Origin of the sequence: Halomonas denitrificans (assembly GCA_019800895.1) — a bacterium.
Lineage (GTDB): Bacteria > Pseudomonadota > Gammaproteobacteria > Xanthomonadales > Wenzhouxiangellaceae.
On record JAHVKF010000003.1, the window covers coordinates 190976 to 214716 of the forward strand.

The following is a 23741-nucleotide window of genomic DNA, read 5'->3' on the forward strand; positions in this document are numbered from 1 at the left end:
TTCGGCCGATGCCTCGGCTACAGCGTATTGAATCGTCGCAGAGCGCCCACCGCGAGCAGTCCAAGCAAGGCGGCCAGCATCAGCAATCCGAGGCTGTTCAGCGAGGGAACGCCCCTTGCGCCCCCGCGGCCGTAGAGAATCACTACCCTGCCGGCATTGGATCGTCCGCCCGGATCGGACAAAGGCCCGCCGATCGCAACGTCGTCGATGCCGTCGTCGTTGAAGTCTCCGTGCGCCAGCCCAACGCCAAGGCCCTCCTCGTCCGGAAAATCCCGGACGAACAACCCGCCTTGACCATCACCGCCGTTATGCGCCAGCAAGCTGTCGACGACGAACTCCTGCGGCGGCGACGGCTGGCCGAACACGATCCAGGCGCCCGTGTTTTCCAAGTCAATTCCGAATTCGCCGGTCATGGCCACATCATCGAAGTCATCGTGGTTCACGTCGCCGATCCCCTGGATGGCAGTGCCGAAGTGAAGCAGCGAGCTTGGGGCCTCTTGGTCAGAGCGAAAGCGAGTCAGCCGAATCTGGCCGGCCACAGCATCGAAACCGTCGCGAAAATCGATTTCGGCCGGAAAGGGTTGACCGCCGAAGATCAGGTAGGCCTCGCTCTGAACATTGACGCCCGGCGCGTTGATAACCAGATCCGGGAAACCGTCACCGTCGAAATCGCCGGCATTGCCAACATCAAATCCACCACGCTCTTTACTCAAACTGTTCGAGCCAAGCGCGGCCCGATTCGCGCCGGTCAGCACCATGCCGGAAGCCCCATCGCCGCCGTTCTGAGTTAGAAGCATGCCAAGGTCCACAACGCTGGGAAACGGTTGCGATCCGGTCCGTCCGAATAACAAGAAGCAGCTGCCGTTGAAATCCGTTCCCGGGTACTGCGAGATTGATCGACACAAGACAATCTCGCCAATGCCGTCTTGATTCAGATCGTCGACAAATCGGGCGTCGTAAAAACCATCGTCACTCGCCGGGATGTGTTCGAGAACTGGCGGCACGATTGCGAACCCGCGTTCCGGAGGTAGAGTGCTCAGGGCCGCTTGGTCGATCTGTGCCGGCCAGGTTCGGTCGCCATAGCCGTAAATCACCCACGCCATCCCCATTCCCCGATTTGTTTCGAATTCGCGGTTGCTCAGCACGATCAAATCGTCCAACCCGTCGCCATTGATGTCCTCGCCGCCGAAAAAGTCGCGGCCGAGGAACTCGGCGTCGCTACCGCTCAGGACGAAGCCGCGCGTGCCGTCGCCGCCGTTCTCGGGCAGCAGGGCTTCATAGTCGGCAAAGTCCTGCGCCACGGTCGGGCCCCCATAGACGACGAACACCTGTCCGTCCTGGAATCCACCGCCGACAACCGGCGTGCGCTTGTTGAAGCCCAGGTCGTCGATGCCGTCGTTGTCGAGATCACCGAGGTTGCGAACGCGATAGCCGGTCTGCTCCGGATGCAGCGCAAGTGCGATCTGCTCCGGGCCGATGGTTCCCTGGAATGCGTTCAGCAGCTCGACACCGTCCGGGCCCATGGACAAATCCGAACCGCCAAAAATCAGCGCCGCCCCGCCGGGCGGTTGGCCCGGGTTCGGGGAATTCGGCGCGAAACCAGCGAGCAGGTCGTCGACGCCGTCGGCGTTGAAATCGCCAGCGGCCAGGCCCCAACCAAACTCCTGCACGCCGAAGGCACCGTTGATGACGAGCCCGGTGCTCCCGCCGGGGTTCTGCGCTGGCAGAAAATCGGTTCCGCCTAGGGATGGCGGAAACGTATGAACTTGCGTTCGGTTTACTGCGGCGCTACTCTCAAAAATGGGGCTTGCAGCGATAACCATGGCAATGGTCATCGATATCGTTTTCTTGTTGAATACACATCTTGCGACAGTTCCGCAGGCCCGCTGCCGCCTTCGGAGGATTTTCGCATGAATCTCAGGCATCCAACGCTTCGCAACGCTTCGCAACGCTTCGCAACGCTTAGACATTACTGCCTCCTCTCGACCCTGCTAATCACGATTGGGCTCGCGCACGCTTCTTCGCCGCGCCAGCCAATCCCTCAGGTCCCGATCCCCTCGCAACTCGTCAACGATATCACGCCGCTTTCGGCGGTCAATGGTGAATACGAGCTCCTGGTCAAATTCGACGATTCGGTCGAGGCTCGGGTGCAGCAAGGGGCGTTGGTTTCCTTGACTTCGAAAGCCCCAATGGCAGAACTGCAAAGTATCGCGGCCAATTACGGGGCTAGTTTTGAACAGCTCCTCAATGGCGGTGCTTGCCCGAATATCAACGCGCTGTTGGGTCAGGCAGAGACTCGTTCCGGTCGGGCTCAGCCGGACCTTGAAGGCTTGCACCAGGTCGAGTTTCCGCCAACCCTCAGTGGGCAGCAGCTGCTGGACTTATATGATGATCTTGTCTTCCATAGCGATGTCGAATTTGTTGAACTTCGTGAGGCCTCGCCTGGGCCGCCACCCAGTGGCGGCACAACTCCAGATTTCTCCAGCGGACCGCCGCCGAGTCAAACCTTGTATCGCGGTCCGAACCCGGGCGGCGACTTCGACTTTGCTAACAATCTCGGCTTAATCGGAACTGGGGTTCGGCTTTCAGAGGTGTCAATTGCCTATAACTTTCAGCATGAGGATATTGGGGGAAATTTGATCAGCCATCCAGCGACCGGTCTTGATCGGTACGTGGGGAACTCATTGTGGGATGGCTGGGTCGATCACGGAACTGCGACGCTAAGCCAAAACCTGGCCCCGGGCAACGGGTTCGGTGTTACTGGGATGACGCGAGGTGCCGATGGGCAATTCTATCGCGCGGGTGTCTGGACGGGCACGGATATTGACTTCCAGATTGAGGAGGCGTTCTGCAATGCCCTTGGTGATTCGATAGTTGCCGGAGATGGGCAAGTGGTTTATCTCGAGTTTCAGGTAGGCACGCCGGGGTCATGGTTGGCGCCACTGGAAGTGCTTTCGAGCATCTACATGATCACTGTGGTTGGCACAGATGCTGGCGTTGTTGTTCTCGCTCCCGCGGGCAACGGGGCAACCAATCTGGATACAAGCAACGAGTCCCTGATCCAAAGCTGGAGAGCACGGCCGGATTCCGGGGCAATTATCGTCGGAGCAGGGAGTGCCGATACCAATCACGATCGACTCTCTTTCTCCACTTTCGGTAGTCGAGTCAACCTGCAGGGGTGGGGAGAGAGTGTAGTCGCCGCCGGCTACGGGGAGCTCGCGCAGGTTGGCGGAGACATCAACCGAGCGTATACCGGGATTTTCAACGGGACCAGTTCGGCGACGCCCATGGTGGCCGGTGCCGCAGTTCTGGCTCAGGAATCCGCGCTTTCTTTGGGCATTCCGGCGCTAGATTCACGGCAGATGAGGTCGTTCTTGGCAGCCACCGGGATTCCGCAGGGCACCTCAATTACAGGAAACGTCGGGCCATTTGTGGATGTGCGCCGAGCGGTGACGGAAGTCGCGGATGCCGATGTATCGATCGCCAATGCTCAGTCCGGAGTGACTATAACGACGACGGTAATAAATCATGGCCCGCGCGAAGCGGAAACCATCGACGTGGACATCGTATTCGGCGGGGTCACAGCCTATACGCTTTCGCCGGTTACCGTCCCGGCAGGGTGTCAGTGGAATCCGAACCCGCCGATTCCTCCGGGTCATTCCTGTCTCGGCCAATGCCCCAGCTTGCTTGAGTGCACCTTCGATAATGCCGCCCGTGGCCAGCAGTTCATCATTCAGCATGAGGTTCAATGCGGCCCGAACGAGTCGTTCCAGCTCGATTCCGACGCAGCGTTGCTGGGTCTGCTGAACGATCCTGTGAGTGCGAATGATGGTGACCAAATCACAGTGCTTTGTTCCGGTCAATCGTCGAGCTGACCTCGGTTCTAAGGCGATGCGCAGCTCAAACTGCGCATCGCTGTTGAGCCTCCCCCACAAAAAGCAATCGACTTTGTTTGTCGCAAGATCGTCGATTATGGACTGAGTTTCTCGCTGCGCTCGGGCAGCGCCTCGAACAGTTCGTGCTGGCTGTCGGCGTAGTCGATCGGGCAGTCGATGACGTGGACGCCGGAGCCGCCCAGCGCGTCGGCGAGCAGCCGCTCGAGATGCTCGACGCTCTCGGCGCGGTGGCCGTGGGCGCCGTAACTTTCCGCGTAGCGCACGAAGTCCGGGTTGCCGAACTGGAGGCCGAAGTCGGGCAGGTCCATGTCGGCCTGCTTCCAGCGGATCATGCCGTAGGCGTCGTCCCTGAGGATCAGCACGACCAGGTCCAGCCCGAGCCGGACGGCGGTCTCGAGCTCCTGCGAGTTCATCATGAAGCCGCCGTCGCCGCAGACCGCCAGCACCTTGCGGTCGGGAAGGGCCATCTTTGCGCTCATCGCGACCGGCAGTCCGGCGCCCATGGTGGCCAGCGCGTTGTCGAGGAGCAGCGTGTTCGGCCGGATCGTGCGGAAGTTGCGGGCGAACCAGACCTTGTACAGGCCGTTGTCCAGCGACACGATGCCGTCTTCCGGCAGCGCGTCGCGCACCGCGTGCACCAGGCGGCGCGGGTGGATCGGAAAATCGTCCATCGATCGGCCGGCTTCCAGGTCTTCGAGCAGCGCCTTTCGAACCTGTTTCGCGAAGCCGAAGTCCCAGTGGTCCTGGACCTCGATGCGCTCGGTGATCTGCCAGATGGCGTTGGCGATGTCGCCGGTGACCTCGAGCTGGGGAAAGTACACCGGGTCGACCTCGGCGGTGAAGAAGTTGACGTGGATGACCGTGCGCGTCTCGTCTTCGTGCATGAAGAAGGGCGGCTTCTCGATCACGTCGTGGCCGACGTTGACGATGCAGTCGGACTGGTCGATCAGGCGGTGGACGTAGTCGCCGTCCGACAGCGCGGCGGTGCCCATCCAGGACTCGGTCTCGCCGACCACGCCCTTGCCCATCTGGGTCGAGAAGAAGGGGATGCCGGTCTTTTCGACGAAGGCGCGGAGCATCCGCGAGGGTCGCTTGCGATTGGCGCCGGCGCCGACCATCAGCAGCGGACGCTCGGCCTTCTCGATCGCCTCGACCGCAGCGGCGACGGCCTTCTCCTCGGCCACGGGCCGGCGCGTCAGGCTGGTCCGGATGACCGGCGCGTCGGTCGCTTCGCGGGCGATGTCCTCGGGCAGTTCGAGGTGCGCGGCGCCCGGCCGCTCTTCCGACGCCTTGCGGAAGGCTTCGCGGACGTGGGACGGGATCAGCTCCGAGGATGGAATCTGGCGGGTGTAGTGGGACACGGGCTGCATCAAGTCGACCACGTCGAGGATCTGGAAGTGGCCCTGCTTGGAGGTGCGGACCGGCTTCTGGCCGGTGATCATCACCATCGGCATGGCGCCGAGCTGGGCGTAGGCGGCCGCGGTGAGGAGGTTGGTCGCGCCCGGTCCGAGCGTGGACAGGCAGACGCCGGGTCGGCCGGTCAGGCGGCCTTCGGCGGCGGCCATGAAGCCCGCGGCCTGCTCGTGGCGGGTGACCACCACGTCGATCGACGACTCGCGCAGGGCGTCGAGCAGGTCCAGGTTCTCTTCGCCCGGCACGCCGTAGATGCGCGTGACCCCCTCCGCCTCCAGGCATTCGACCAGGCGCTTCGCGCCGCTGACGGACTGGGACATGGTCGACTCCGTTGCGATGATGGGCCCAGTGTAGCGGGCGACCGTGGGTGGCGCGCCTCGGCCTTCGCCGGTCGGCGCGCGTTCACCGAGTGCCGGCAAGCGAAGCTTCGGGCCGGATGGACGCTGCCGGGGCGCGCCGCTCACGGCACGGCTTGCCCGGCGGGGTCGGCCGTGGCAGCATCGCCGGGGGATTCAACGCAACGAGCGTCCGATGGCCACTGGCCGCGCCTATCGACCGGAGTACTGCGCGCGTTATCTGCCGCCCGGCTACTCGGGGCTGCGCCACATGCTGTTCATCGCCGTGTTCTGCATCGGCGGCATGACGGCCGGCATCGTGATGCTCGACGCCGTCGAGCCCCGGGAATGGCTGGCCGTTCCCCTGACCTTCCTCTACGCCAACCTCGCCGAATACCTCGGCCACCGCTTCGTGATGCACCGGCGTCGCCGGGGCCTGGGGCTGATCCACGAACGGCACACGGTGCAGCACCACCGCTATTTCACCGCCGAGGAGATGGACATGGACGGGCTGACGGACCTGCGCGCGATCCTGTTTCCGCCGTCGCTGCTGGTGTTCTTCTTCGGCGCCTTCGCGCTGCCGGCCGGGCTGCTGTTGACCTGGCTGTTGTCGGCCAACGTCGCCTGGCTGTTCGTGGTCACCGCGCTGGGCTACTACTTCAGCTACGAAGTGCTGCACCTGGCCTACCACCTGCCGGGCGACTCGCGGGTGTTCCGTGTTCCCGGCCTGCGACGCCTGCAGCGGCTGCACCGCACGCACCATGATCCGACGGTGATGGCACACGGCAACTTCAACATCACCTGGCCGATCTGTGACTGGGTATTTCGGACGCGACGCTGAGCGCCCGATTCCGCAAGCCTCGAGTAGGCCCAGGCTGTGGGAGTGAGCTTGCGAGCGAAGGCCTGCGGCTTGGCGGTTCGCTCGCAAGCTCACTCCCACAGGGCTGCGGTCTGGCGGTTCGCCCGCAAGCGGCCTCCCACAGTCCGGCGGCTCCGGTGAGCGCCTAGTTTCGATGGATCCCTAGCTTGTCCAGCGACCTCGCCAGCCTCGCATGCATCGGGGCGGGGTTGACGGGGCGGTGGGTGATGGTCGCCCGATCGAAATCGACCATCCACAGTCGGTCGTCCGGGGTGACGAGAAGGTTGGTGGCGTTCAGGTCGGGGTGCCGCAGGCCGGCACGGGCGAAGCGTTCGACCAGGGCATCGACGTCGGCCCAGCGCGCTGCATCGAAGTCCGATGCGACCTCGCTCAGTGGGCGGGCCCCCTCGATCCTGGCGGTCAGCAGGGCGGCCTCGTAGACCGGGCCGACGCGCCGGACGTGGGCGGCGAGCGGCTCGGGCACCGGCAGGTCGGCGTCGAACAGGGCGCGCAGGACGCGCAGCTCGCGCACGCTTCGCGCTCGCTCCAGGCCGGCCCAGGCGTAGCGCCGCCGGACGACGTGACGAACCAGGCCTCCCCGATGGTAGCGCTTCAGGACGGCCTTACCGAACGGGCCGTCGATCGCCACGGTTTCGCCGCGGCCGCCGAATCGCTCGACCACGGCGCCCTGCGCCTGCCAGTGGGCGGGATCGAACCAGTCGATGGCCGGCGCGTCCAGGCGCTCGGAATCGAACAGCACCGTGTCGGGGCCGGTACGTAGAATGCGTTCCATGATGTATCGCATTGTCTCCGCTGCCCGTCGGGCTGTCCATTGAGCGAACCGGCGCCCGGTGACCCGCCGCGTTCGATCGCGCTGCTCCGCCTTTCGGCGCTCGGCGATGTCTGCCATTGCATCGCGCTGGTCCGAACGCTCGGTCGCGCCTTCCCGGACGCGTCCATCACCTGGATCATCGGCAAGGCCGAGCACCGGCTCGTCGACGGCCTGGACGGCGTCGACTTCGTCGTCCTCGACAAGACGGCCGGCCGCGCCGGTCGCAAGGCGCTGCGACGCGCGCTTCGCGGCCGGCGCTTCGACGTGCTGCTGCTGGCCCAGGTGTCGGCGCGCGCCAACTGGTTGTCGCTGTCCGTTCGGGCGAAGCGCAGGGTCGGCTTCGATCGGGCGCGTTCCCGGGAGGGCCACGGGTTGGTGATCAACGAGCGAATCCGGGCCGTCCCGTTCCAGCACCAGGCCCTGGCGATGCTGGAGTTCGCCCGCGTGCTCGGTGCGGACCCGGAAGGCATCGACCGTGCGCCGCCGATCGACGATACGGACCGGGAATTCGCCCGCACCCACCAACCCGATCCGGGCCGGGCGGTGCTGATCAGTCCCTGCTCGAGTCATCCGCAGCGGAACTGGTCGGCCGATCGCTACGCGGCGATCGCCGACCACGTGATCGAGCGGCACGGCCGGCCGGTCATCCTGGTCGGTGGACCGTCGGCGATCGAGCGGACGATGGCCGACGGGATCAAGGCCTGGGCGAAGCGTCCCCTGGTCGACCTGGTCGGCCAGGACACCCTGGGCCAGGCGCTGGCGATGATGGAGCGGGCCGCCTGCCTCGTCGCACCGGACTCCGGCCCGGCCCACTTCGCCGCCGCTCTGGGCACGCCGGTGGTGGGGCTGTACGCGGCGACCTGGTCGAAGCGCACGGGTCCGCTCGGCAGCCTCGAGCACTGCGTCGATCGCTTTCCCGAGGCGGCGCGGCAGTTCCTCGGCAAGGCGCCCGAGGACGTCAGGTGGGGCAAGCGCATCGAACGGGACGGGGTGATGGACCTGGTCACGGTGGACGACGTCGTTGAACGGATCGATGCGCTGCTGGCGTAGTCCGAGCGTTCATCGAGTCCGCTTTTCCGGTCTCGACCCGGTTGTTCAGCACCGGACCGCGGTAAAGGAAACCGGCAGAGTCGTCCGTGGGCGGGGTTGTCGGTAAGTTAGCGGGCGCTTGTCTGCGGGAGCCCGGCTAGCCGGATTCGGCCCGGACGGCCTCCCACGCCTCCTCCAGCCGCTTCTTCGACACCTTCTCCGCCGTCCCCAGCTGCTGGGCGAAGACCTGCACGCGGTATTCCTCGACCAGCCAGCGGTAGCGATCCAGCGCCTCGGTCCACGCGTGGCCTCCGGCGAGGTGGTCGAGGTAGCGCTGCCACCAGGGGTCGATCTCGGCCTGGCGCTGGACGTCTCGCCGCGGATCCAGTTCCAGCGCGTCGAGCCGGGCGTCGACGGCGTCGAGGTAACGGGGGTAGTGGGGCAGGCGGTCGCTGGCCACGTCGGTCACGAAACTCGGGTAGACCAGGTCGTCGAGCTGCGACTGGATGTCCTCGTGGGCCGACGGCTGGGCGGGGCCGATCGCGTCGAGCCTGCGACGGACCTCGTGCCAGCGAAGGACGGTCCGGTCCAGGGCGTCGATCGCCGTTCGGCAGCGATCGACGATCTCCGGCCGGAGCCTGGCCTCCAGCGCGTCGAGATCGGTGTCGGACCGGATCGACCAGGCGTCGTCGATCGCGTCGCCGACGACCCGTTCGTTCGATGCCCGCTCCAGCACGGAAACGTCCTCGATGCGCGTCCAGGCCAGCGCGGCCTGCTGCGAAAGCCGATGGCTCTTCGCGATGTACTTGAGCTTGTCGCCCAGTCGGCCCAGAAGCAGCCGGTGGATGCCGCCGTGGTGCGCCGTGCGGGCCTCGCCCTCGTCGTCGAACAGGCGCAGGCCGACCGCAGGCCGTTGACCCCTCGTCCCCTGGTCGATCAGCGCCGGCCAGGCGGGGTCGCCGGCGCGGGTCCGGACATGCGTCGGGAGTTCGAGATCGTCGAAGCCCGCGAGGCCGTCGCGCTGCCACTCGTCGGCCTGGCGGGCCATGAACTCGCGCCGGGCCCGTTCGCCCAGGTCGTCCTGGAGCGCCTCGAGGTCGCGCGATTCGGTCAGCACCTTTCCGCCCTCGCCGAGGACCCGGACGTTGAAGCGCAGGTGGTCGTCGAGGCGGTCGAGCTGGAAGTCCCCGGGCGCGATCTCGAGCCCGCCGATCCGGGTCAGTTCGGCGGCCAGGCGCTCGTGCAGGCTGCCGGCGGGTTCGCCGAGGGCCTCCAGGGCAGCCTGCGCGTAGTCGGCGAGGGGCACGAAGGCGCGCCGCTTCGACTTGGGCAGCGTGCCGATCAGCCCCTTGACCGCGTCGGCACGCAGGCCGGGCACGAGCCACTGCAGCCGATCGCCGTCGAGGCGGTTCAGGCGGTGGAGCGGGCAGACGACGGTGACGCCGTCGGCGGGGTGGGCCGGCTCGAAGCGATAGTCCAGGGCGAACACTTCGCCGTCGAGCTCGAGCCGGTCCGGGTACTCCTCGCCGGAGGTCTCGGCATCTTCGCGCAGCAGCGTGGCATGGTCGTAGAGCAGCCGGTTCTTCTCCTTCTCGTCCAGGCCCTCGTACCAGCGGCCGAAGGCCTTGACGGTGAAGATCTGCGGCGGGACGCGCCGGTCGAAGAACGCGACCCGCGCCGACTCGTCGGCCAGCACGTCCCGGGCCCGGCGCTTGTGCTCGTGGGTGGCGAGCTCCTCGACCAGCCGTCGATTGCGCTTCAGGAAACCGGCCTGCAGGTTCATCTCGCCGCGCACCAGCGCATGGAGGATCATCAACTCGCGCGCCGTTGCCGGATCGTGCGGCCCGTAGTGCACGCGGCGCTTCTCGACCAGGGTCAGGCCGTAGAGCGTGACCTGCTGGTAGCCCATGACCCGACCGGAGCGCCGGTCCCAGTGCGGGTCGAACACGCGCGAGCGGGTCAGGTGCTTCGCCTGCTGCTCCAGCCACTCGGGCCGGATCGCCGCCACCGTGCGGGCCCAGGTCCGGCTGGTCTCGACGAGTTCGGCGGACATGATCCAGCCCGGGCGGGAGCGGCCGAGGGTGGATCCGGGAAAGATCCGCATGCGGTGGCCCCGCGCGCCCACGTACTCGCCGTCCTCGTCGTGACGGCCGACCTGCGCCAGCAGGCCCGAGAGCAGGGCGCGGTGAACCGACTCGGCCACCGCGTCATCGAGGTTCTGCACACGGCCGGTCGTCCAGCCGTTGCTGCGGCACAGTTCCTTGAGCTGGGCGACCAGCTGGCCCCACTCGTGCAGCCGCAGCGGCGACAGGAAGGTCCGCTTCGCCAGCTTGTCGGCCTGGTTGCGCGATTTCTCGCTGCGCTGCTGCTGCCACCAGGACCAGAGCTTCAGCAGGCCGAGGAAGTCCGAGCCGGCGACCCGGAACTGCGCGTGCGCTTCGTCGGCGGCCTGTTGCTGGTCGGGCGGGCGTTCGCGCGGGTCCTGCACGCCGAGCGCCGCGACCAGCACCAGCGCCTCGGCCAGCGCGCCGCGCTCGGCGGCCTCGATCAGCATCCGGCCGTGACGGGCGTCGACGGGCAGTGCGGCGAGTTGCCGGCCCAGCGGCGTCAGCGACCGTGCATCGTCGACAGCTTCGAGTTCGACCAGCGTCGACCAGGCCTCGTTGACCAGCTTGCGCGGCGGCGGGTCGATGAAGGGGAAGTCCTCCGGGTCGCCGAGGCCCAGGGCCAGCATCTCCAGCACCACGCCGACGAGCCCGGCGCGCTGGATCTCCGGTTCCGTGTACTCGGGCCGCGCGTCGAAGTCGGCCTCGTCGTAGAGCCGGATGCAGGTGCCGGGCCCGACCCGGCCGCAGCGGCCCGCGCGCTGGTTGCAGGACGCCTGCGAGACCGGTTCCACGGGCAGGCGAAGCACCTTCGAGTGGCTGGCGTAGCGGGAGATGCGCGCCAGGCCCGAGTCGATCACGAAGCGGATGCCGGGCACGGTCAGCGAGGTCTCGGCGACATTGGTCGCCAGCACGATGCGGCGGCCGGCGCCGGGCTTGAAAATGGCGTCCTGGCGGCCGGCGGGCAGGCGCGCGTAGAGCGGCAGGATCTCCGTGTCGGCCAGGCCCGCCTTCGACAGGGCGCGCGAGGCCTGGAAGATCTCGCGCTCGCCGGGCAGGAACACCAGGATGTCGCCGCGCGGATCGATCTTCGTGGCCCGGGCCACCGCGCGCCGGACCTGCTGCTCGAGCGCCTCGCCCTCGTTCGGCGGCTGGTATTCGACCGTCACGGGGTAGCTGCGGCCCTCGACGTCGATCACCGGCGCGTCGCCGAAGTGCTCGGCGAAGCGCGCCGTGTCGATCGTCGCCGAGGTGATGACGATCTTCAGGTCGGGCCGGCGGTCGAGCAGCTGCCTGAGGTAGCCGAGCAGGAAGTCGATGTTCAGGCTGCGCTCGTGCGCCTCGTCGATGATCAGCGTGTCGTAGCGGTCGAGCCGCCGGTCGCCGTGGACCTCGGCGAGCAGGATGCCGTCGGTCATGAACTTGACGAAGGTGGCGTCCGACACCCGGTCCGTGAACCGGACCTGGAAGCCGACCGCGTCGCCGAGCTCGGTGCCGAGTTCTTCGGCGACCCGGCGCGCCACGCTGCGCGCCGCGATCCGCCGCGGCTGGGTGCAACCGATCAGCCCGCGCCGGCCGCGCCCGGCCTCGAGCACCATCTTCGGCAGCTGGGTCGACTTGCCCGACCCGGTCGCCCCGGCGACGACGACCACGCGGTGCTCGCGGATCGCCTCGACGATGTCGGCGCGGCGCGCGGTGATCGGCAGGTCGGGGTCGTAGGCGGGCGTCGGCGCTGCCTGGTCCCTCGCCGCCACGCGCGCCTTCGAGGAAGCGACCTTCGCCTCGAAGTCGGCCAGCGACTTCGCGCGCTTCGGGTCGTCGGCGGCCATCTTCCGCAGGCGCTTGCGCTGGCCGACCAGGCGGCCCACGTCGCGCTGCAGGAGCTCGTCGGGGTTGAGTTCGGGGAGGGTCATGGCCGGCGTATTCTTGCAGATGGATCGGGAGTTTTCTCGAGGTGGGCAAAGTCGTCGCCGATCGATCTGACGCTGTCTCCAGCTTCGGCTCTGAGTGTCAAAGGCCTTTCGCACGCCTGCTTCGCTGGCTTCTGCGAGTTACTTTTGTGGCGCCAAAAGTAACCAAAATCGCTGCGCGAACATCGCCGCCCGCTGCGCGGGTCCCCTGCGATGCTCGGTGCGAGCGGGGCAAAAAGAACTCGCTTCGCTCAGACACCTTTTTGCCTCCGTCCGCTCGCCCCTCCGCTTCTCGGCGGCGCTGACGGCGGGACAAGTCAAAGGCAAAGTCGCACCGCCTCGGCCGGTTCGCCAGCCTCTCGCACCGAACCGGGATCAGGCCTCGGGGTCGGGCCCCGGGGCGACGGGATGGAAAGGGCGCCTGTAGGAAAGAGCGTGCGAGCGCCCCTCGTCTTGCCCTGGAGGGTCGATTACCTCGGGCGAGTCCAGGACCGGGGGATCCGTGTCGGGAAGCCCGGGAGGCTCAGCGGCCCTGCAACGCCCGCACGCCGCCTTCGATCTCGGCCATGCCGCAGGCCCGCTGGACGAACAGGCCGCGCGCGAAGCGAGAGCGCTTCATGACCGAAAACCCCGCACCGAGGCCTTCGAGGGCCATCGGCCCGAAGCCGCGCAGTTCGGTCAGCACATGGATGCCGCCGGCGACGAGGGCGGCGTCGGAACCGCGCCGCAGCGCGTAGCTGCGCAGCGCCTGCACGGGATCGCTGCGGTGGCGGCCGAAGGTCTCGGCGAGGACCGCGACGTCGGCCAGGCCCAGGTTCAGCCCCTGTCCGGCCAGCGGATGAACGGTGCGGGCGGCGTCGCCGACCAGGCCGATGCAGCCGACCGCAAGGGTCTCGGCCCGGCGGCGGATCAGCGGAAGGGCGTGGCGCGGCTCGGCGGCGATGACCTCGCCGAAGGGCGCGCCCTGGGCGTGGCCGTTCAATTGCTCGAGGAACGCATCATCGTCCAGTGACATCAGGCGATCGGCGTCGATTCGCGGCACCGACCAGACCAGCGAGGATCGCCCGTCCGGCAGGGGAAGCTGGGCCATCGGGCCGAGCGCGGTGAAGCGTTGCCACGCGGTGCCCGGGTTGGCCCGTTGCGTCGTCAGGTGGGTGACCAGGGCGCGCTGGTTGTAGTCGTCGACGGTCGCCGGAATGTCCGCCGCCGCGCGGACCCGGCTGCGCGCGCCGTCGGCACCGATCAGCACGTCGGCCTCGATCCGGGTCCGGCCGGCGAGCCGGACCCGGGCGCCGCCGCGGGCGCCTCGCGAATCCGTTGCGCCGGTCGAGTCGTCGAGAAGCGAGATCGACTCGAGCTCGGCCGGCGCATGGATCCGGATGCGCCGGTGACCGCGCAGGCCGGCCCACAGGGCATCGACCAGGGCCGGGATCTCGACGATCCAGCCCAGCGCGTCGAACCCGTGGTCGCCGGCCTGGAAGGTGACTTCGCCGCGCCCGGCCGCGACCTGCATGCGGTGATAGGACGCGATCCGCTCGGTGTCGAGACGGTCCCACGCGCCGAGCGTCTCGAGCAGCGCGCGCGAGCCCGGACTGATCGCGACCACTCGGGGGTCGAGCGGTGCATCGCGTCCGATGCCGGCCGGTTCGCGCCGGTCGACGAGGGCAACGTCGCGGCCGAGCTCGGCAAGCGCCAGGGCGGCCGCGGCCCCGGCGGTTCCGCCGCCGACCACCAGGACGTCGCAGCGGTCGGTCACGCGCGCTCCCGGGCCAGCGTCGGGACCGGTTCGCGGAAGCCCATCGCCGCCCGCACCAAGCGGCGCTGCAGGCCGGGCAGCACGCCGTGGGCGGCAAGTCCCAGGCCGGCGCCGAGACGGAACGGCAGGCTGGGGTTGGTGAAGGTCCGCGCCAGCGTGTCGGTGTAGCGCACGGTCTCGGCCTGGTCGTCGGCCCGCAGCTTTACGTAGCGGGCGAGCCAGGCCGGCGCGCCGGGGTCGCGGGCGTCGGCCAGCGCATCGAGGAGGCCGGCGACGTCGCGCAGGCCCAGATTGAACCCCTGGGCCGAGACCGGGTGGACCGTGTTCGCCGCGTTGCCGATCGCGACCGTGCGCGCGCCGATCGGGGTCGGCGTGCGCAGCAGGACGAGCGGATAGCGGGCGCGCTTGCCGGGCCGCTCGAAGCCCTGGAAGGCGGAGCCGGCGCGTTCGACCAGGCGGGCGATCAGCTCGTCGTCGGACCAGCCCATCGCCTCGTCGATCCGCTCGTTCGCGTCGATCCAGACCACGCCAAGCCGCCCTTCGGGTTGCGGCAGGAAGGCCAGGGGCCCGGCCGGCGTGAAGCGCTCGTGGGCGGTCGCTTCGGCCGCGGAACGGGGTCGAACGTTGAAGATCATCGCGGACTGCCGGTAGTCGTGCAGGTCCGAGGCCATGCCCGCGGCCTGGCGGATCGACGAGCGTGTACCGTCCGCGGCGACCAGCAGGCGCCCCCGCAGCTGGGTCCCGGAGGCCAGCCGCACGTCGACGCCGTCGTCGTCGGCGGCAAAGGTCTCGAGCCGTTCGGGGCAGTATTCGGTGATTTCCGCGCAGGCCTTCATCGCGGCGAGCAGCCGGTTGCCGAGTTCGCGCGCGACCACCACCTCGCCGAAGCGATCGACGCCGTGCCGCTCGGCCTCGAGCCGGACGCGACCGAAGCCGCCGGCGCGGGTGATCTCGATCGTGCGGATCGGGCAGCGCGCGAGGTCGTCGTCGATGATCTCGAGGGCGCCGAGAATGTTCAGCGACGCGCGATTGATGACCAGGGTGCGGTCGTCATAGCTCGGTTGGTGATCGGCTTCGCGGTCGACGGCCTCGATCACGGCCACGTCGAAGCCCTGCCGGGCCAGCCCCACGGCCAGCGATGCGCCGGCCAGGCCGCCGCCGGCGATGACCACGTCGTGTTCGATGCGGGCGCTCACCGACCGCCTCCGCGACCGTCCGCGCGGTTGCTGGACGCCATCAGCGTCTCGATCGCCGCGGCATCGGCGGGGACCGATCCGGTCAGGTTTTCCGGGTCGTCGTCGGTCACGCGGATGTCGTCCTCGATGCGCACGCCGATGCCGCGGAATTCCTCGGGGATGTCGTCGTCGAAGCCGATGTAGAGCGCCGGCTCGACGGTGGTGACCATGTTCTTCTCGAGCTGGCGCGATTGGCCGTCGATCCGGTAGTCGCCGACGTCGTGAACGTCGAGTCCGATCCAGTGCCCGGTCTTGTGCATGTAGAAGCGGCGGTAGGCCTGCTGCTCGAGGTTGGCGTCGAGCGAGCCGGTCAGCAGGCCCAGGTCGATCAGGCCCTCGGTCAGTACCCGGCAGGCAGCGTCGTGGATGTCGTCGAAGGCCCGGCCCGGACGGGCCTGGTCGATGGCCTGCAGCTGCGCGGCCCGGACAAGGTCGTGGATCGCGCGCTGGGCCGGGGTGAACCGCCCCGAGACGGGAAAGGTCCGCGAGATGTCGGCAGCGTACCCGTCGACCTCGCAGCCGGCGTCGATCAGGACCAGGCCGTCGTCGGGCAGCGGCTGGTCGTTCTTCACGTAATGGAGGATGAGTGCGTTCGCCCCGCTGGCGACGATCGGCAGGTACGAGGGCGGGCAGCCGTTGCGGGCGAACTCGTGAAGCAGTTCGGCGGTGAGCTCCGCTTCGCTCAGGCCCGGCCGGCAGGCCTGCATCGCCCGGGCGTGCGCATCGGCCGAGATGCGGGCGGCACGACGCATCGAGCGCAGCTCGTCCGGCGACTTGATCAGGCGCAGCTCATGCAGCAGGTGGTCGAGGCCGATGAACTCCTCGGGGGCCCGGACGTTGCGCTTCTGGTTGCGCAGTTCGTTTCGCCACTCGATGACCTGCCGATCGAAGGCGGGGTTGCGTCCGACCGCGTGGTAGATGCGCTCCCGCCCTTCCATCAGGCCGGGGAGGATCTCGTCGAGATCGTCGATCGGGAAGCAGTCGTCGACGGCCAGCCGCTCGCGGGCGGCGTCCAGCCCCAGGCGTGGACCGTCCCAACGCTCCCGATCGGGATCGGACTCGCGGCAGAACAGCAGCTGTTCGCCCGCCTCCCGACCCGGCACCAGGACCAGCACCGCATCGGGTTCGTCGAAGCCCGTCAGGTAGAGGAAGTCGCTGTCCTGGCGGAACGCGAAGTGACTGTCGCCGTTGCGCAGCACCTCGTGCGCGCCGGGCACGATCACGACCGACCCGGGCTCCGCCAGCGACATCAGGTCGCGGCGGCGTCGAATGTGCGGTTCGGCGCTCTTCGGCGCCGTCGCGGCAGGCACGTGACGGGGCCGAGCGCTCATCAGGCGGACTGCCGCAGGCTCTCCTCGCGAAGCAGCAGCGTGGCGATTCGGACGAATTCGCTGAGTTCCGCGAAGGCTTCTTCCTGGGCCTCGTCGTCGGCCTCCGGGTCGAGGCCGGCGCGGGCGATCTGCTCCAGCATCCGCAGCGCTTCGGCGGCATCTCCGCCATCGATGCGGCGACCCGAGGTCCCGAAGCCGGCGAGGAAGCCGGTGACCCAGGTGGCGAGGCAGCGGGTGCGCTCCTCCAGGGGACGGTCGTCGGTCGGCAGCAGCGGCTTGAAGTCCATGTCGGGCGAACCGAGTTCGCTGCGCAGCGTCGAGATCGCGGGTCCGAGCTGCTGCTGGATCTTCTCCGAGTCCCAGTCGCCCACCTGCAGCGCCGCGAGCTGGTCGGCGAGTTCCTGGTCGGATTGCTTCGGACCGGCGACCAGCAGGCCGATGACCACGCCGTGGGTCTCGGCCACGCGCGCCGGGTCGGCGTCGGCGGACAGGGCGAGCAGCCAGGCCAGTTTGGATTCGTTGTCGTTCATGCCAGAAGGAGTTGCGAGCAGCGCGTCATGGTAGCACCGGGGGGTGCGGTCGAGCGTCGCGGGGTGCGGCGTCCAGCGCGGCCCGTGAGCCGGTTTTCGACCGCCCGCGACGTGCCACTTGGCAATTCGCCTGATGAAGTTCTATCATTGCGTTGTATTTCCAGTGAAATTCGGGGGATCTTCCGATGAGCATGCAACGGACCCGGGCGGCGCTCGACACGATCGAGTCGCGGCTGTCGAGCCTGATCGATCGCGTGGATGCCCTCGAGCGCGAGAACCGTTCCCTGCTGGCCCGGCAGGAGTCGCTGGTCGCCGAACGCGCCGGGCTGGTCAAGCGCAACGAGGAGGCGCGGACCCGGGTCGAAGCCATGATCGAACGGCTGAAATCGCTGGAGAATGCAACCTGATGGCCGACTCGGAGCCGGTATCGGTCCGCATCCTGGACCGCGAATTCAAGGTCATGTGCCAGCCGGGGGAGCGGCGTGCACTGATGGAGGCGGCGCTGTTTCTCGATGGCCAGATGCGGGAAATCCGCGACAGCGGCAAGCTGACCTCGATGGAGAAGGTCGCGGTGATGTGCGCCCTGAACCTGGCCGACGAGTTGTTGAAGATCCGCCAGGAGAACGAAGCCCGGGACGAGCAGATCGACCAGCGCCTCCTGGACCTCGCCACACGCCTCGAGCAGGCCGCGCCCCGGGCCGACGGCACGGGCGATTGACCGCCTCGGGGCCTGCGGTTCCCCGCCCTCGCGATCCGATTCCAACCGGGAAGTCACGCCGGAGTGAAGGGATTTTCCCGAGCCTTGCCGTCGCGGTGGTATAGTTTCTCCCGTGGTGCTCTCTGCGGTGTTCGCCAGCGGAATCGCATTATGCCTTGTCCCTACTTATCGACCTCGGGACGGTGCCTTTCGATGCTGGTGTGCGAATCGCTGAATGCGAATCGCCTGAAGGCGCGAAGAGCTGTCCCACCTGAACCTCTGGTTCAAGGTCCCCGGTTTCGCAGCGGCATCTGCGGAGAGCACCCCCTTTCCCTGCACCTTGCAGCCGGCCCCGGCACGAGCCCGTGACCGAGACGCCCGACGCCCGCAAACAGGCTCTGCGCACCCGGGTCCTCGAAACGAGGACCGCACTCCATCCGCACCAGCGACGCCGCGCCGACCGTCAGATCGCCAGCCACCTGCTGCGCGTGCTCGGCGAGCGCGATTGCGTGGACCTCGCCGCGTTCCAGCCCTTTCGCGGCGAGCCCGACCTCACCCCCGCCCTGGACGTGCTGGCCGAGGCGGGCCGGCGCATCTGGTTGCCGGTCGTCGACGGCCGCGACATGCGCTTCCGGCGCTGGCAGCCCGGGAGTGCGATGACGAAGAACCGCTTCGGCATCCCCGAGCCCGCCGAGGGCCCGTTCCGGGACCCGAAACGCCTGGAGATCGTACTGACGCCGCTGGTCGCGTTCTCCGCCACCGGCATGCGCCTCGGCATGGGGGCCGGGTACTACGACCGTGCCTTCGACTTCCTGCGTCGCGATCCAGAAGCCGGCCCCTGGCTGGTCGGCGTGGCCTACGCCCTGCAGCAGGTCGACAGCCTCCCCGCCGACCCGTGGGACGTCCCGCTCGCCGCCGTGCTGACCGAGCGCGGCCTGCAGGTCTTCCGCGAGTAGAGCTCTGCGTTCTTTGCTGGCCTCGTGCCCGGTCCTCCAGATGATGGGCGCGAAGACGCGAAGACGCGAAGGGCCATGACTGAACGCGGATCGAACCGACTTTGGGGGTGAGCTTGCGAGCGAATTCGATTCGCTCGTTCGCTCGCAAGCCCACTCCCACAGATGGGCCCGTGATCGGGGGCTCGAGTCTGTTGGAGGGCGCTTGCGCGCGAAGGCTTTATCCGAACCGCCAACGAGAGCCAGCCTTGCAGGCGAGAAGAAATCGGGCGCGTTCGCGGGCAAGGCCCGCTCCTACAGGATCGCCGTTGCCTTCTGACCCCGGTCTGTAGGAGCCTGCCTCGCAGGCGAACGATTCAGCCCCCGGTCGCGAGCCGGCCGCTCCACCCTTCGCTCGCAAGCTCACTCCCACAGGGCCTTCTGATTCGGTTCGGGCGTTCGGTCCGGTACGTTCCTCGCGTTCTTCGCTCCTTGCTCCTCTTCGTGCCGATCATTCAAGGGAATCTGGCCAGGGTTCGGAACGAAGCCACTGCCCGTCCACCGGACACGCGTTACCATCGTGGACCGTTGTCGATGGAGTCCGCCCCGCATGAACTACTGGTTGATGAAGTCCGAGCCGGACGTGTTCGGCATCGAGCACCTCAAGGCCTGCAAGGACAAGACCGAGCCCTGGGACGGAATCCGCAACTACCAGGCCCGGAACTTCATCCGGGACGACATGAAGAAGGGTGACAAGGTCTTCTTCTACCACTCGAACTGCACGACGCCGGGCATCGTCGGCATCGCGAAGGTGGCCTCGCAGCCGTATCCCGACCCGACCCAGTTCGATGCCGGCTCGAACTATTTCGACCCGAAATCCGACCCGGACGATCCGCGCTGGGTGCTGGTCGACATCCAGCACGTGCGTGACCTGAAGCGAACCGTGACGCTCAAGGAAATGAAGGCGCGCGCCGATGAGTTCGGCGATTTCCAGTTGCTCGCCCGAGGCAACCGCCTGTCGATCCTTCCGGTGTCGAAAGACCAGTGGGACCAGGTCCTGAAAATGGAAAAGGAGAACCCTGCATGAGCCAGCAACGCCTGAAGATCGAAGTGGCCCGTGCCGCGCTGAAGCACGTCGAGGACGGCATGCTGCTCGGCGTCGGTACCGGATCCACCGTCAATGCGTTCATCGACGAACTCGGTGCCAGCGGTATCCGCCTCGAGGGTGCCGTGTCCTCGTCCGAAGCGACGACCGGGAAGCTGAAGTCGATCGGCGTCGACGTGCTGGAACTGAATCGCACCGGCGACCTGGCGCTGTACATCGACGGCGCCGACGAGTTCGACGGCCATCGCCGACTGATCAAGGGCGGCGGCGGCGCGCTGACCCGCGAGAAGATCATCGCCGGCGCCAGCAAGCGCTTCGTGTGCATCGTCGATGCGAGCAAGAAGGTCGACGTGCTCGGCGAGTTTCCCCTGCCGGTGGAAGTCCTGCCGATGGCCCGGTCCTTCGTGGCCCGGCAGCTGATCAAGCTCGGCGGCCAGCCCGAGCTGCGCGAGGACTTCACCACCGACAACGGCAACGTCATCCTCGACGTGCGCAACCTCGACCTCGTCGACCCGGTGCAGATGGAAACGAAGATCAACCAGGTCCCCGGCGTCGTCACCTGCGGCCTCTTCGCCCACCGCCCGGCCGATCTCGTCCTCATGGCCACCGAAAGCGGCATCGAGACGATCTGAGGCTCGGGCTTCGTTCGGCTTCGGTGCCTCGACCCTTTAGAGGATGGACGCAAAGGCGCGAAGGGGCGAAGGACGCAACGAGGATTCTGAATCTTTAAAACTGCGGAAAAGCGTTTTCTCGCGGAGACGCAGAGACGCAGAGAACTTCAAAAAAATTGGAAGATATTCCAAACCCGTCGCCCCGGATCAAGTCCGGGGCAATGGGTTTGAGGCTCTCAACCATGCTTGCCGTTCTCTGCGCCTCCGCGTCTCTGCGCGAGAACGCCTTTTCCACGTTCTTTGCTTTACCGCTTTTCAACCATTTCTTGTTTTTTCTTCGCGCCCTTTGCTCCTTCGCGCCTTCGCGTCCATCCTCTAAAGGAACTTGCCGCAATAACCGCTATGAGCAAGGGCGCTAGCCGCCGATGCGGGGGTGGTTGCATTCGGCGAGGCGCTGGGCTTCGTCGGGGCGGTTCTGGGCCCGCTGCTGGCACTCGATCATCTCGAGGCTTCGCGCGCTGTCCTCGTCGAGCGGGGGCGGGCCCTGGGTGTCGGTGGCGGCACAGGCGGTCAGCAGCAGGACCAGTGCCGCCAGGGCGGCGGCACCGGAAAGGGTGCGGGTCGGGTCAGTCACGAAAGCGGTCCCTGGCTCGCTTCAGGCCCTCGGAGAGATGGTCCCAGGCCGATTCGGCGCCGTGCTTCACTTCGTCCCAGGCGTCGTCGCTGGCATCTCGAAGTTCGCGCAGCTTGCTCTTCAGGCCGTCGCGCCGCTGGCGCAGTTCGTCGACCTGGTCCTCGTAGTTCATCCGCGCATCGGCGTGGGCACGCCGGGCCCTGGCCTCGTACTTGTCGATCTCGGCATTGGCCTCGTCGAGCCGGGCCTTGATCTTGTCGATCCATGCGTCGCGTTTGGACATCTCCTGCCTCCAGCGAAGGGACGGACTCCGAGTCTAGCGTGGCCTTCAGACCGCGGCCAGTGCCGTCTTTAGGTCGCCGATCAGGTCGTCGATGTCCTCGATGCCCACCGACAGGCGGATCAGCGAATCGGTAATGCCCAGCTCCTCGCGCCGATCCTTCGGCACGGTGCCGTGGGTCATGATCGCCGGGTGGTTGACCAGGCTCTCGACGCCGCCGAGCGATTCGGCCAGGGCGAACAGGCGGGTGTTCTCGAGAAACCGTCGAGCGGTCGGCAGGTCGCTTTGCAGATCGAAGCTGACCATGCCGCCGAAGCCGGCCATCTGGCGCTCTGCGAGCTTCTTCTGCGGGTGGCTGTCGAGGCCGGGGTAGATCACCTTGCCGACCTTGGGCTGTTCGACCAGCCACTCGGCGATCCGCTGGGCGTTCTCGCAGTGCGCCTTCATGCGCAGCGCCAGCGTCTTTGCCCCGCGCATGGCCAGCCAGGCGTCGAACGCGCCCTGGACGCCGCCGGCGGAATTCTGCAGGAAGCCGATCTGCTCGGCGAGGTCGTCGTCCTTGACCACCAGCGCGCCCCCGACCATGTCCGAGTGGCCGTTGAGGTACTTGGTGACCGAGTGCAGCACGATATCGGCACCCAATGCGATCGGACGTTGCAGCATCGGCGTGGCGAAGGTGTTGTCGACCACCAGCTTGCAGTCGTGGCGGTGGGCCAGCTCGGCCATCCTGGCGATGTCCACCAGCTGCAGCATCGGGTTGGTCGGGGTCTCGACCCAGATCATCTTCGTCCGGTCGGTGATCGCGGCTGCGGCAGCGTCGGGATCGCCCAGGTCGGCGAAGGTGAAGTCCAGCCCCGAGGAGCGCCGGCGGACACGCTCGAACAGGCGCCATGTGCCGCCGTAGAGGTCGTGCATGGCGACCACGTGGTCGCCCGGCTCGAGCAGGTGCATCAGCGTATCGACCGCGGCCATGCCGGAAGCGAACGCGAAGCCGGCCGCGCCGCCTTCGAGATCGGCGATGCAGGCTTCCCAGGCCTTGCGGGTCGGGTTATGGGTCCGCGAGTACTCGTAGCCCTGGTGGTCACCGGGAGAGGACTGCACGTAGGTGCTGGTGGTGTAGATCGGCGTCATGATCGCGCCGGTCGACGGGTCCGGCGTCTGGCCGGCGTGGATCACGCGGGTCGCGAGCTTGTCGTGCGTGCTGTTCTGGGACATGGAAAACTCGGCGTTGAGAGGCAGCCGAGTATCGTACTGGATCGGCGTCGAACGGGCGACGCCGATCCTTTACCGGACCTCGAGGGCCGGTGCGCCGGGCAGGAGTTGCCTAGCGGCAGAACGGAGGCGGGTTGGGCCGCTGGCACGCAGGGTGATTGCTACCGCCACCCGAGCCACCCGAGCCACCCGAGCCACCCGAGCCACCCGAGCCACCCGAGCCACCCGAGCCACCCGAGCCACCCGAGCCACCCGAGCCACCCGAGCCACCCGAGCCACCCGAGCCACCCGAGCCACCCGAGCCACCCGAGCCACCCGAGCCACCCGAGCCGCCCGAGCCGCCCGAGCCGCCCGAGCCGCCCGAGCCGCCCGAGCCGCCCGCGCCGCCCGCGCCGCCCGAGCCACCCGGGCCACCCGAGCCACCCGAGCCACCCGAGCCACCCGAGCCACCCGAGCCACCCGAACCGCCCGAACCGCCCGGTGCGGCGGTTCCCTGTTCACGGCATCCGCCCGGCACGTGCGCCGGGTCACCCGAGACCAGCTGGCAGTTCCAGTCGATCCCGGAAAAGGCATTCTCGAAGTTCAGTCGGAACTGGACGACGGGGTCGATGGTCGCCCCGGTGTTCTGCGTTTCGATCACGACCGAGCCGTCGCCGGCAACGCGGACATCCGCGCAGTTCTCGGTGGCGGTAAAGGAAAAACCCGCCTCGTCGGACCCGGTCGGTGCGCGGCCCCGGCGCGTTGCCACATCGGCCACCGCGGCCTGCGCGGGGCCGGCCAGGCCCAGGCATTCCGAGACCTTGGCGCGGATCGAGTAGTTGGTGTAGCTCGGCACCGCGATGCCGAGCAGGATCGCGATCACGCCGACCACGACCATGAGTTCGATCAGGGTGAACCCCCGAACGGACGAAGACGATGGATGCTGCATGCTGGAACCCCTTGGCGGATCGAACCGCAGATTGAATCTCTGCGGCGATCAATGCAAGTTGCGTTCCAGCGCATCCCTGCCGGGCACGAAAGCGCTGCACGGGCCGTGGTT

At 67.6% G+C, this 23741-nt stretch carries 20 protein-coding genes and 1 other RNA gene; 9 read left to right on the top strand and 12 right to left on the bottom strand.

The window, feature by feature from the left end; translation table 11 throughout:
• Window positions 1–17 precede the first annotated feature (17 nt).
• Entirely contained in the window at window positions 18–1835 is a 1818-nt protein-coding gene (locus KUV67_09435; protein MBY6205102.1) for an integrin alpha, read from the bottom strand.
• 75 nt (window positions 1836–1910) lie between these two features.
• Between KUV67_09435 and KUV67_09440 the strand changes: the two genes are divergently transcribed.
• Window positions 1911–3875, top strand: coding sequence for a S8 family serine peptidase (locus tag KUV67_09440; protein ID MBY6205103.1), 1965 nt, complete (start codon window positions 1911–1913; stop codon window positions 3873–3875).
• 95 nt (window positions 3876–3970) lie between these two features.
• Here the strand turns inward: KUV67_09440 and KUV67_09445 are convergent, their stop codons facing one another.
• Window positions 3971–5629: an acetolactate synthase large subunit gene (locus KUV67_09445; protein ID MBY6205104.1), complete on the bottom strand. Its 1659-nt coding sequence runs from the start codon at window positions 5627–5629 to the stop codon at window positions 3971–3973.
• Window positions 5630–5840: 211 nt separating this feature from the next.
• Between KUV67_09445 and KUV67_09450 the strand changes: the two genes are divergently transcribed.
• Window positions 5841–6485 (top strand): sterol desaturase family protein, encoded by a 645-nt coding sequence (locus KUV67_09450; GenBank protein ID MBY6205105.1) that lies wholly within the window; start codon window positions 5841–5843, stop codon window positions 6483–6485.
• A gap of 163 nt (window positions 6486–6648) precedes the next feature.
• Here the strand turns inward: KUV67_09450 and KUV67_09455 are convergent, their stop codons facing one another.
• Window positions 6649–7296: a 3-deoxy-D-manno-octulosonic acid kinase gene (locus KUV67_09455; GenBank protein MBY6205106.1), complete on the bottom strand. Its 648-nt coding sequence runs from the start codon at window positions 7294–7296 to the stop codon at window positions 6649–6651.
• A 39-nt stretch (window positions 7297–7335) separates the two neighbouring features.
• Between KUV67_09455 and KUV67_09460 the strand changes: the two genes are divergently transcribed.
• Window positions 7336–8385, top strand: coding sequence for a glycosyltransferase family 9 protein (locus KUV67_09460; protein ID MBY6205107.1), 1050 nt, complete (start codon window positions 7336–7338; stop codon window positions 8383–8385).
• A 136-nt stretch (window positions 8386–8521) separates the two neighbouring features.
• On the opposite strand, the gene hrpA is transcribed toward KUV67_09460, so the two are convergent.
• The 5 genes from hrpA to KUV67_09485 all read right to left on the bottom strand — a co-directional run bounded on the left by hrpA (window position 8522) and on the right by KUV67_09485 (window position 17231).
• Window positions 8522–12382 (bottom strand): ATP-dependent RNA helicase HrpA, encoded by a 3861-nt coding sequence (gene hrpA, locus KUV67_09465; GenBank protein ID MBY6205108.1) that lies wholly within the window; start codon window positions 12380–12382, stop codon window positions 8522–8524.
• Between the two features lie 520 nt (window positions 12383–12902).
• Complete coding sequence (locus KUV67_09470) at window positions 12903–14135, bottom strand: FAD-dependent monooxygenase (GenBank protein MBY6205109.1); 1233 nt, start codon at window positions 14133–14135, stop codon at window positions 12903–12905.
• Window positions 14132–15331, bottom strand: coding sequence for an FAD-dependent monooxygenase (locus tag KUV67_09475; protein ID MBY6205110.1), 1200 nt, complete (start codon window positions 15329–15331; stop codon window positions 14132–14134). Before KUV67_09475 ends, KUV67_09470 begins: the two co-directional genes overlap by 4 nt.
• Window positions 15328–16701 carry an aminopeptidase P N-terminal domain-containing protein gene (locus KUV67_09480; GenBank protein MBY6205111.1) on the bottom strand — a complete coding sequence of 458 codons (1374 nt, stop codon included), beginning with the start codon at window positions 16699–16701 and terminating at the stop codon, window positions 15328–15330. The genes KUV67_09475 and KUV67_09480 overlap by 4 nt, the downstream gene beginning before the upstream one ends.
• Window positions 16701–17231: a UPF0149 family protein gene (locus KUV67_09485; GenBank protein MBY6205112.1), complete on the bottom strand. Its 531-nt coding sequence runs from the start codon at window positions 17229–17231 to the stop codon at window positions 16701–16703. Before KUV67_09485 ends, KUV67_09480 begins: the two co-directional genes overlap by 1 nt.
• Window positions 17232–17416: 185 nt before the next feature.
• Between KUV67_09485 and KUV67_09490 the strand changes: the two genes are divergently transcribed.
• The 6 genes from KUV67_09490 to rpiA all read left to right on the top strand — a co-directional run bounded on the left by KUV67_09490 (window position 17417) and on the right by rpiA (window position 20597).
• On the top strand, window positions 17417–17638 hold the full coding sequence (locus KUV67_09490) for a TIGR02449 family protein (protein MBY6205113.1): 222 nt from the start codon (window positions 17417–17419) through the stop codon (window positions 17636–17638).
• Window positions 17638–17949, top strand: a complete 312-nt coding sequence (locus tag KUV67_09495) for a cell division protein ZapA (protein ID MBY6205114.1) — start codon at window positions 17638–17640, stop codon at window positions 17947–17949. Before KUV67_09490 ends, KUV67_09495 begins: the two co-directional genes overlap by 1 nt.
• Before the next feature lie 116 nt (window positions 17950–18065).
• Window positions 18066–18252, top strand: a non-coding RNA gene (gene ssrS, locus KUV67_09500) — 6S RNA.
• Window positions 18253–18293: 41 nt separating this feature from the next.
• Window positions 18294–18884, top strand: coding sequence for a 5-formyltetrahydrofolate cyclo-ligase (locus tag KUV67_09505; GenBank protein MBY6205115.1), 591 nt, complete (start codon window positions 18294–18296; stop codon window positions 18882–18884).
• 586 nt (window positions 18885–19470) lie between these two features.
• Entirely contained in the window at window positions 19471–19947 is a 477-nt protein-coding gene (locus tag KUV67_09510; GenBank protein MBY6205116.1) for an EVE domain-containing protein, read from the top strand.
• The gene (gene rpiA, locus KUV67_09515) at window positions 19944–20597 is read left to right on the top strand and encodes a ribose-5-phosphate isomerase RpiA (GenBank protein MBY6205117.1); all 654 of its coding nucleotides are present in this window, start codon (window positions 19944–19946) and stop codon (window positions 20595–20597) included. The genes KUV67_09510 and rpiA overlap by 4 nt, the downstream gene beginning before the upstream one ends.
• A gap of 394 nt (window positions 20598–20991) precedes the next feature.
• Here rpiA and KUV67_09520 read toward each other — a convergent pair whose 3' ends face one another.
• The 4 genes from KUV67_09520 to KUV67_09535 form a co-directional block, all read right to left on the bottom strand.
• Window positions 20992–21210 carry a hypothetical protein gene (locus KUV67_09520; GenBank protein MBY6205118.1) on the bottom strand — a complete coding sequence of 73 codons (219 nt, stop codon included), beginning with the start codon at window positions 21208–21210 and terminating at the stop codon, window positions 20992–20994.
• Window positions 21203–21493: a coiled coil domain-containing protein gene (locus KUV67_09525; protein MBY6205119.1), complete on the bottom strand. Its 291-nt coding sequence runs from the start codon at window positions 21491–21493 to the stop codon at window positions 21203–21205. Before KUV67_09525 ends, KUV67_09520 begins: the two co-directional genes overlap by 8 nt.
• 45 nt (window positions 21494–21538) lie before the next feature.
• Window positions 21539–22705 carry a cystathionine gamma-synthase gene (locus tag KUV67_09530; protein MBY6205120.1) on the bottom strand — a complete coding sequence of 389 codons (1167 nt, stop codon included), beginning with the start codon at window positions 22703–22705 and terminating at the stop codon, window positions 21539–21541.
• A 109-nt stretch (window positions 22706–22814) separates the two neighbouring features.
• Window positions 22815–23630: a pilin gene (locus KUV67_09535; protein MBY6205121.1), complete on the bottom strand. Its 816-nt coding sequence runs from the start codon at window positions 23628–23630 to the stop codon at window positions 22815–22817.
• Window positions 23631–23741: the final 111 nt, after the last annotated feature.

Coding starts and splice junctions, on each gene's coding strand:
- KUV67_09535 (MBY6205121.1), bottom strand. CDS start 23,630: ATGCAGCATCCATCGTCTTCGTCCGTTCGGGGGTTCACCCTGATCGAA.
- KUV67_09510 (MBY6205116.1), top strand. CDS start 19,471: ATGAACTACTGGTTGATGAAGTCCGAGCCGGACGTGTTCGGCATCGAG.
- KUV67_09450 (MBY6205105.1), top strand. CDS start 5,841: ATGGCCACTGGCCGCGCCTATCGACCGGAGTACTGCGCGCGTTATCTG.
- KUV67_09525 (MBY6205119.1), bottom strand. CDS start 21,493: ATGTCCAAACGCGACGCATGGATCGACAAGATCAAGGCCCGGCTCGAC.
- hrpA (MBY6205108.1), bottom strand. CDS start 12,382: ATGACCCTCCCCGAACTCAACCCCGACGAGCTCCTGCAGCGCGACGTG.
- rpiA (MBY6205117.1), top strand. CDS start 19,944: ATGAGCCAGCAACGCCTGAAGATCGAAGTGGCCCGTGCCGCGCTGAAG.
- KUV67_09490 (MBY6205113.1), top strand. CDS start 17,417: ATGAGCATGCAACGGACCCGGGCGGCGCTCGACACGATCGAGTCGCGG.
- KUV67_09495 (MBY6205114.1), top strand. CDS start 17,638: ATGGCCGACTCGGAGCCGGTATCGGTCCGCATCCTGGACCGCGAATTC.
- KUV67_09435 (MBY6205102.1), bottom strand. CDS start 1,835: ATGACCATTGCCATGGTTATCGCTGCAAGCCCCATTTTTGAGAGTAGC.
- KUV67_09455 (MBY6205106.1), bottom strand. CDS start 7,296: ATGGAACGCATTCTACGTACCGGCCCCGACACGGTGCTGTTCGATTCC.
- KUV67_09445 (MBY6205104.1), bottom strand. CDS start 5,629: ATGTCCCAGTCCGTCAGCGGCGCGAAGCGCCTGGTCGAATGCCTGGAG.
- KUV67_09440 (MBY6205103.1), top strand. CDS start 1,911: ATGAATCTCAGGCATCCAACGCTTCGCAACGCTTCGCAACGCTTCGCA.
- KUV67_09480 (MBY6205111.1), bottom strand. CDS start 16,701: ATGAGCGCTCGGCCCCGTCACGTGCCTGCCGCGACGGCGCCGAAGAGC.
- KUV67_09530 (MBY6205120.1), bottom strand. CDS start 22,705: ATGTCCCAGAACAGCACGCACGACAAGCTCGCGACCCGCGTGATCCAC.
- KUV67_09485 (MBY6205112.1), bottom strand. CDS start 17,231: ATGAACGACAACGAATCCAAACTGGCCTGGCTGCTCGCCCTGTCCGCC.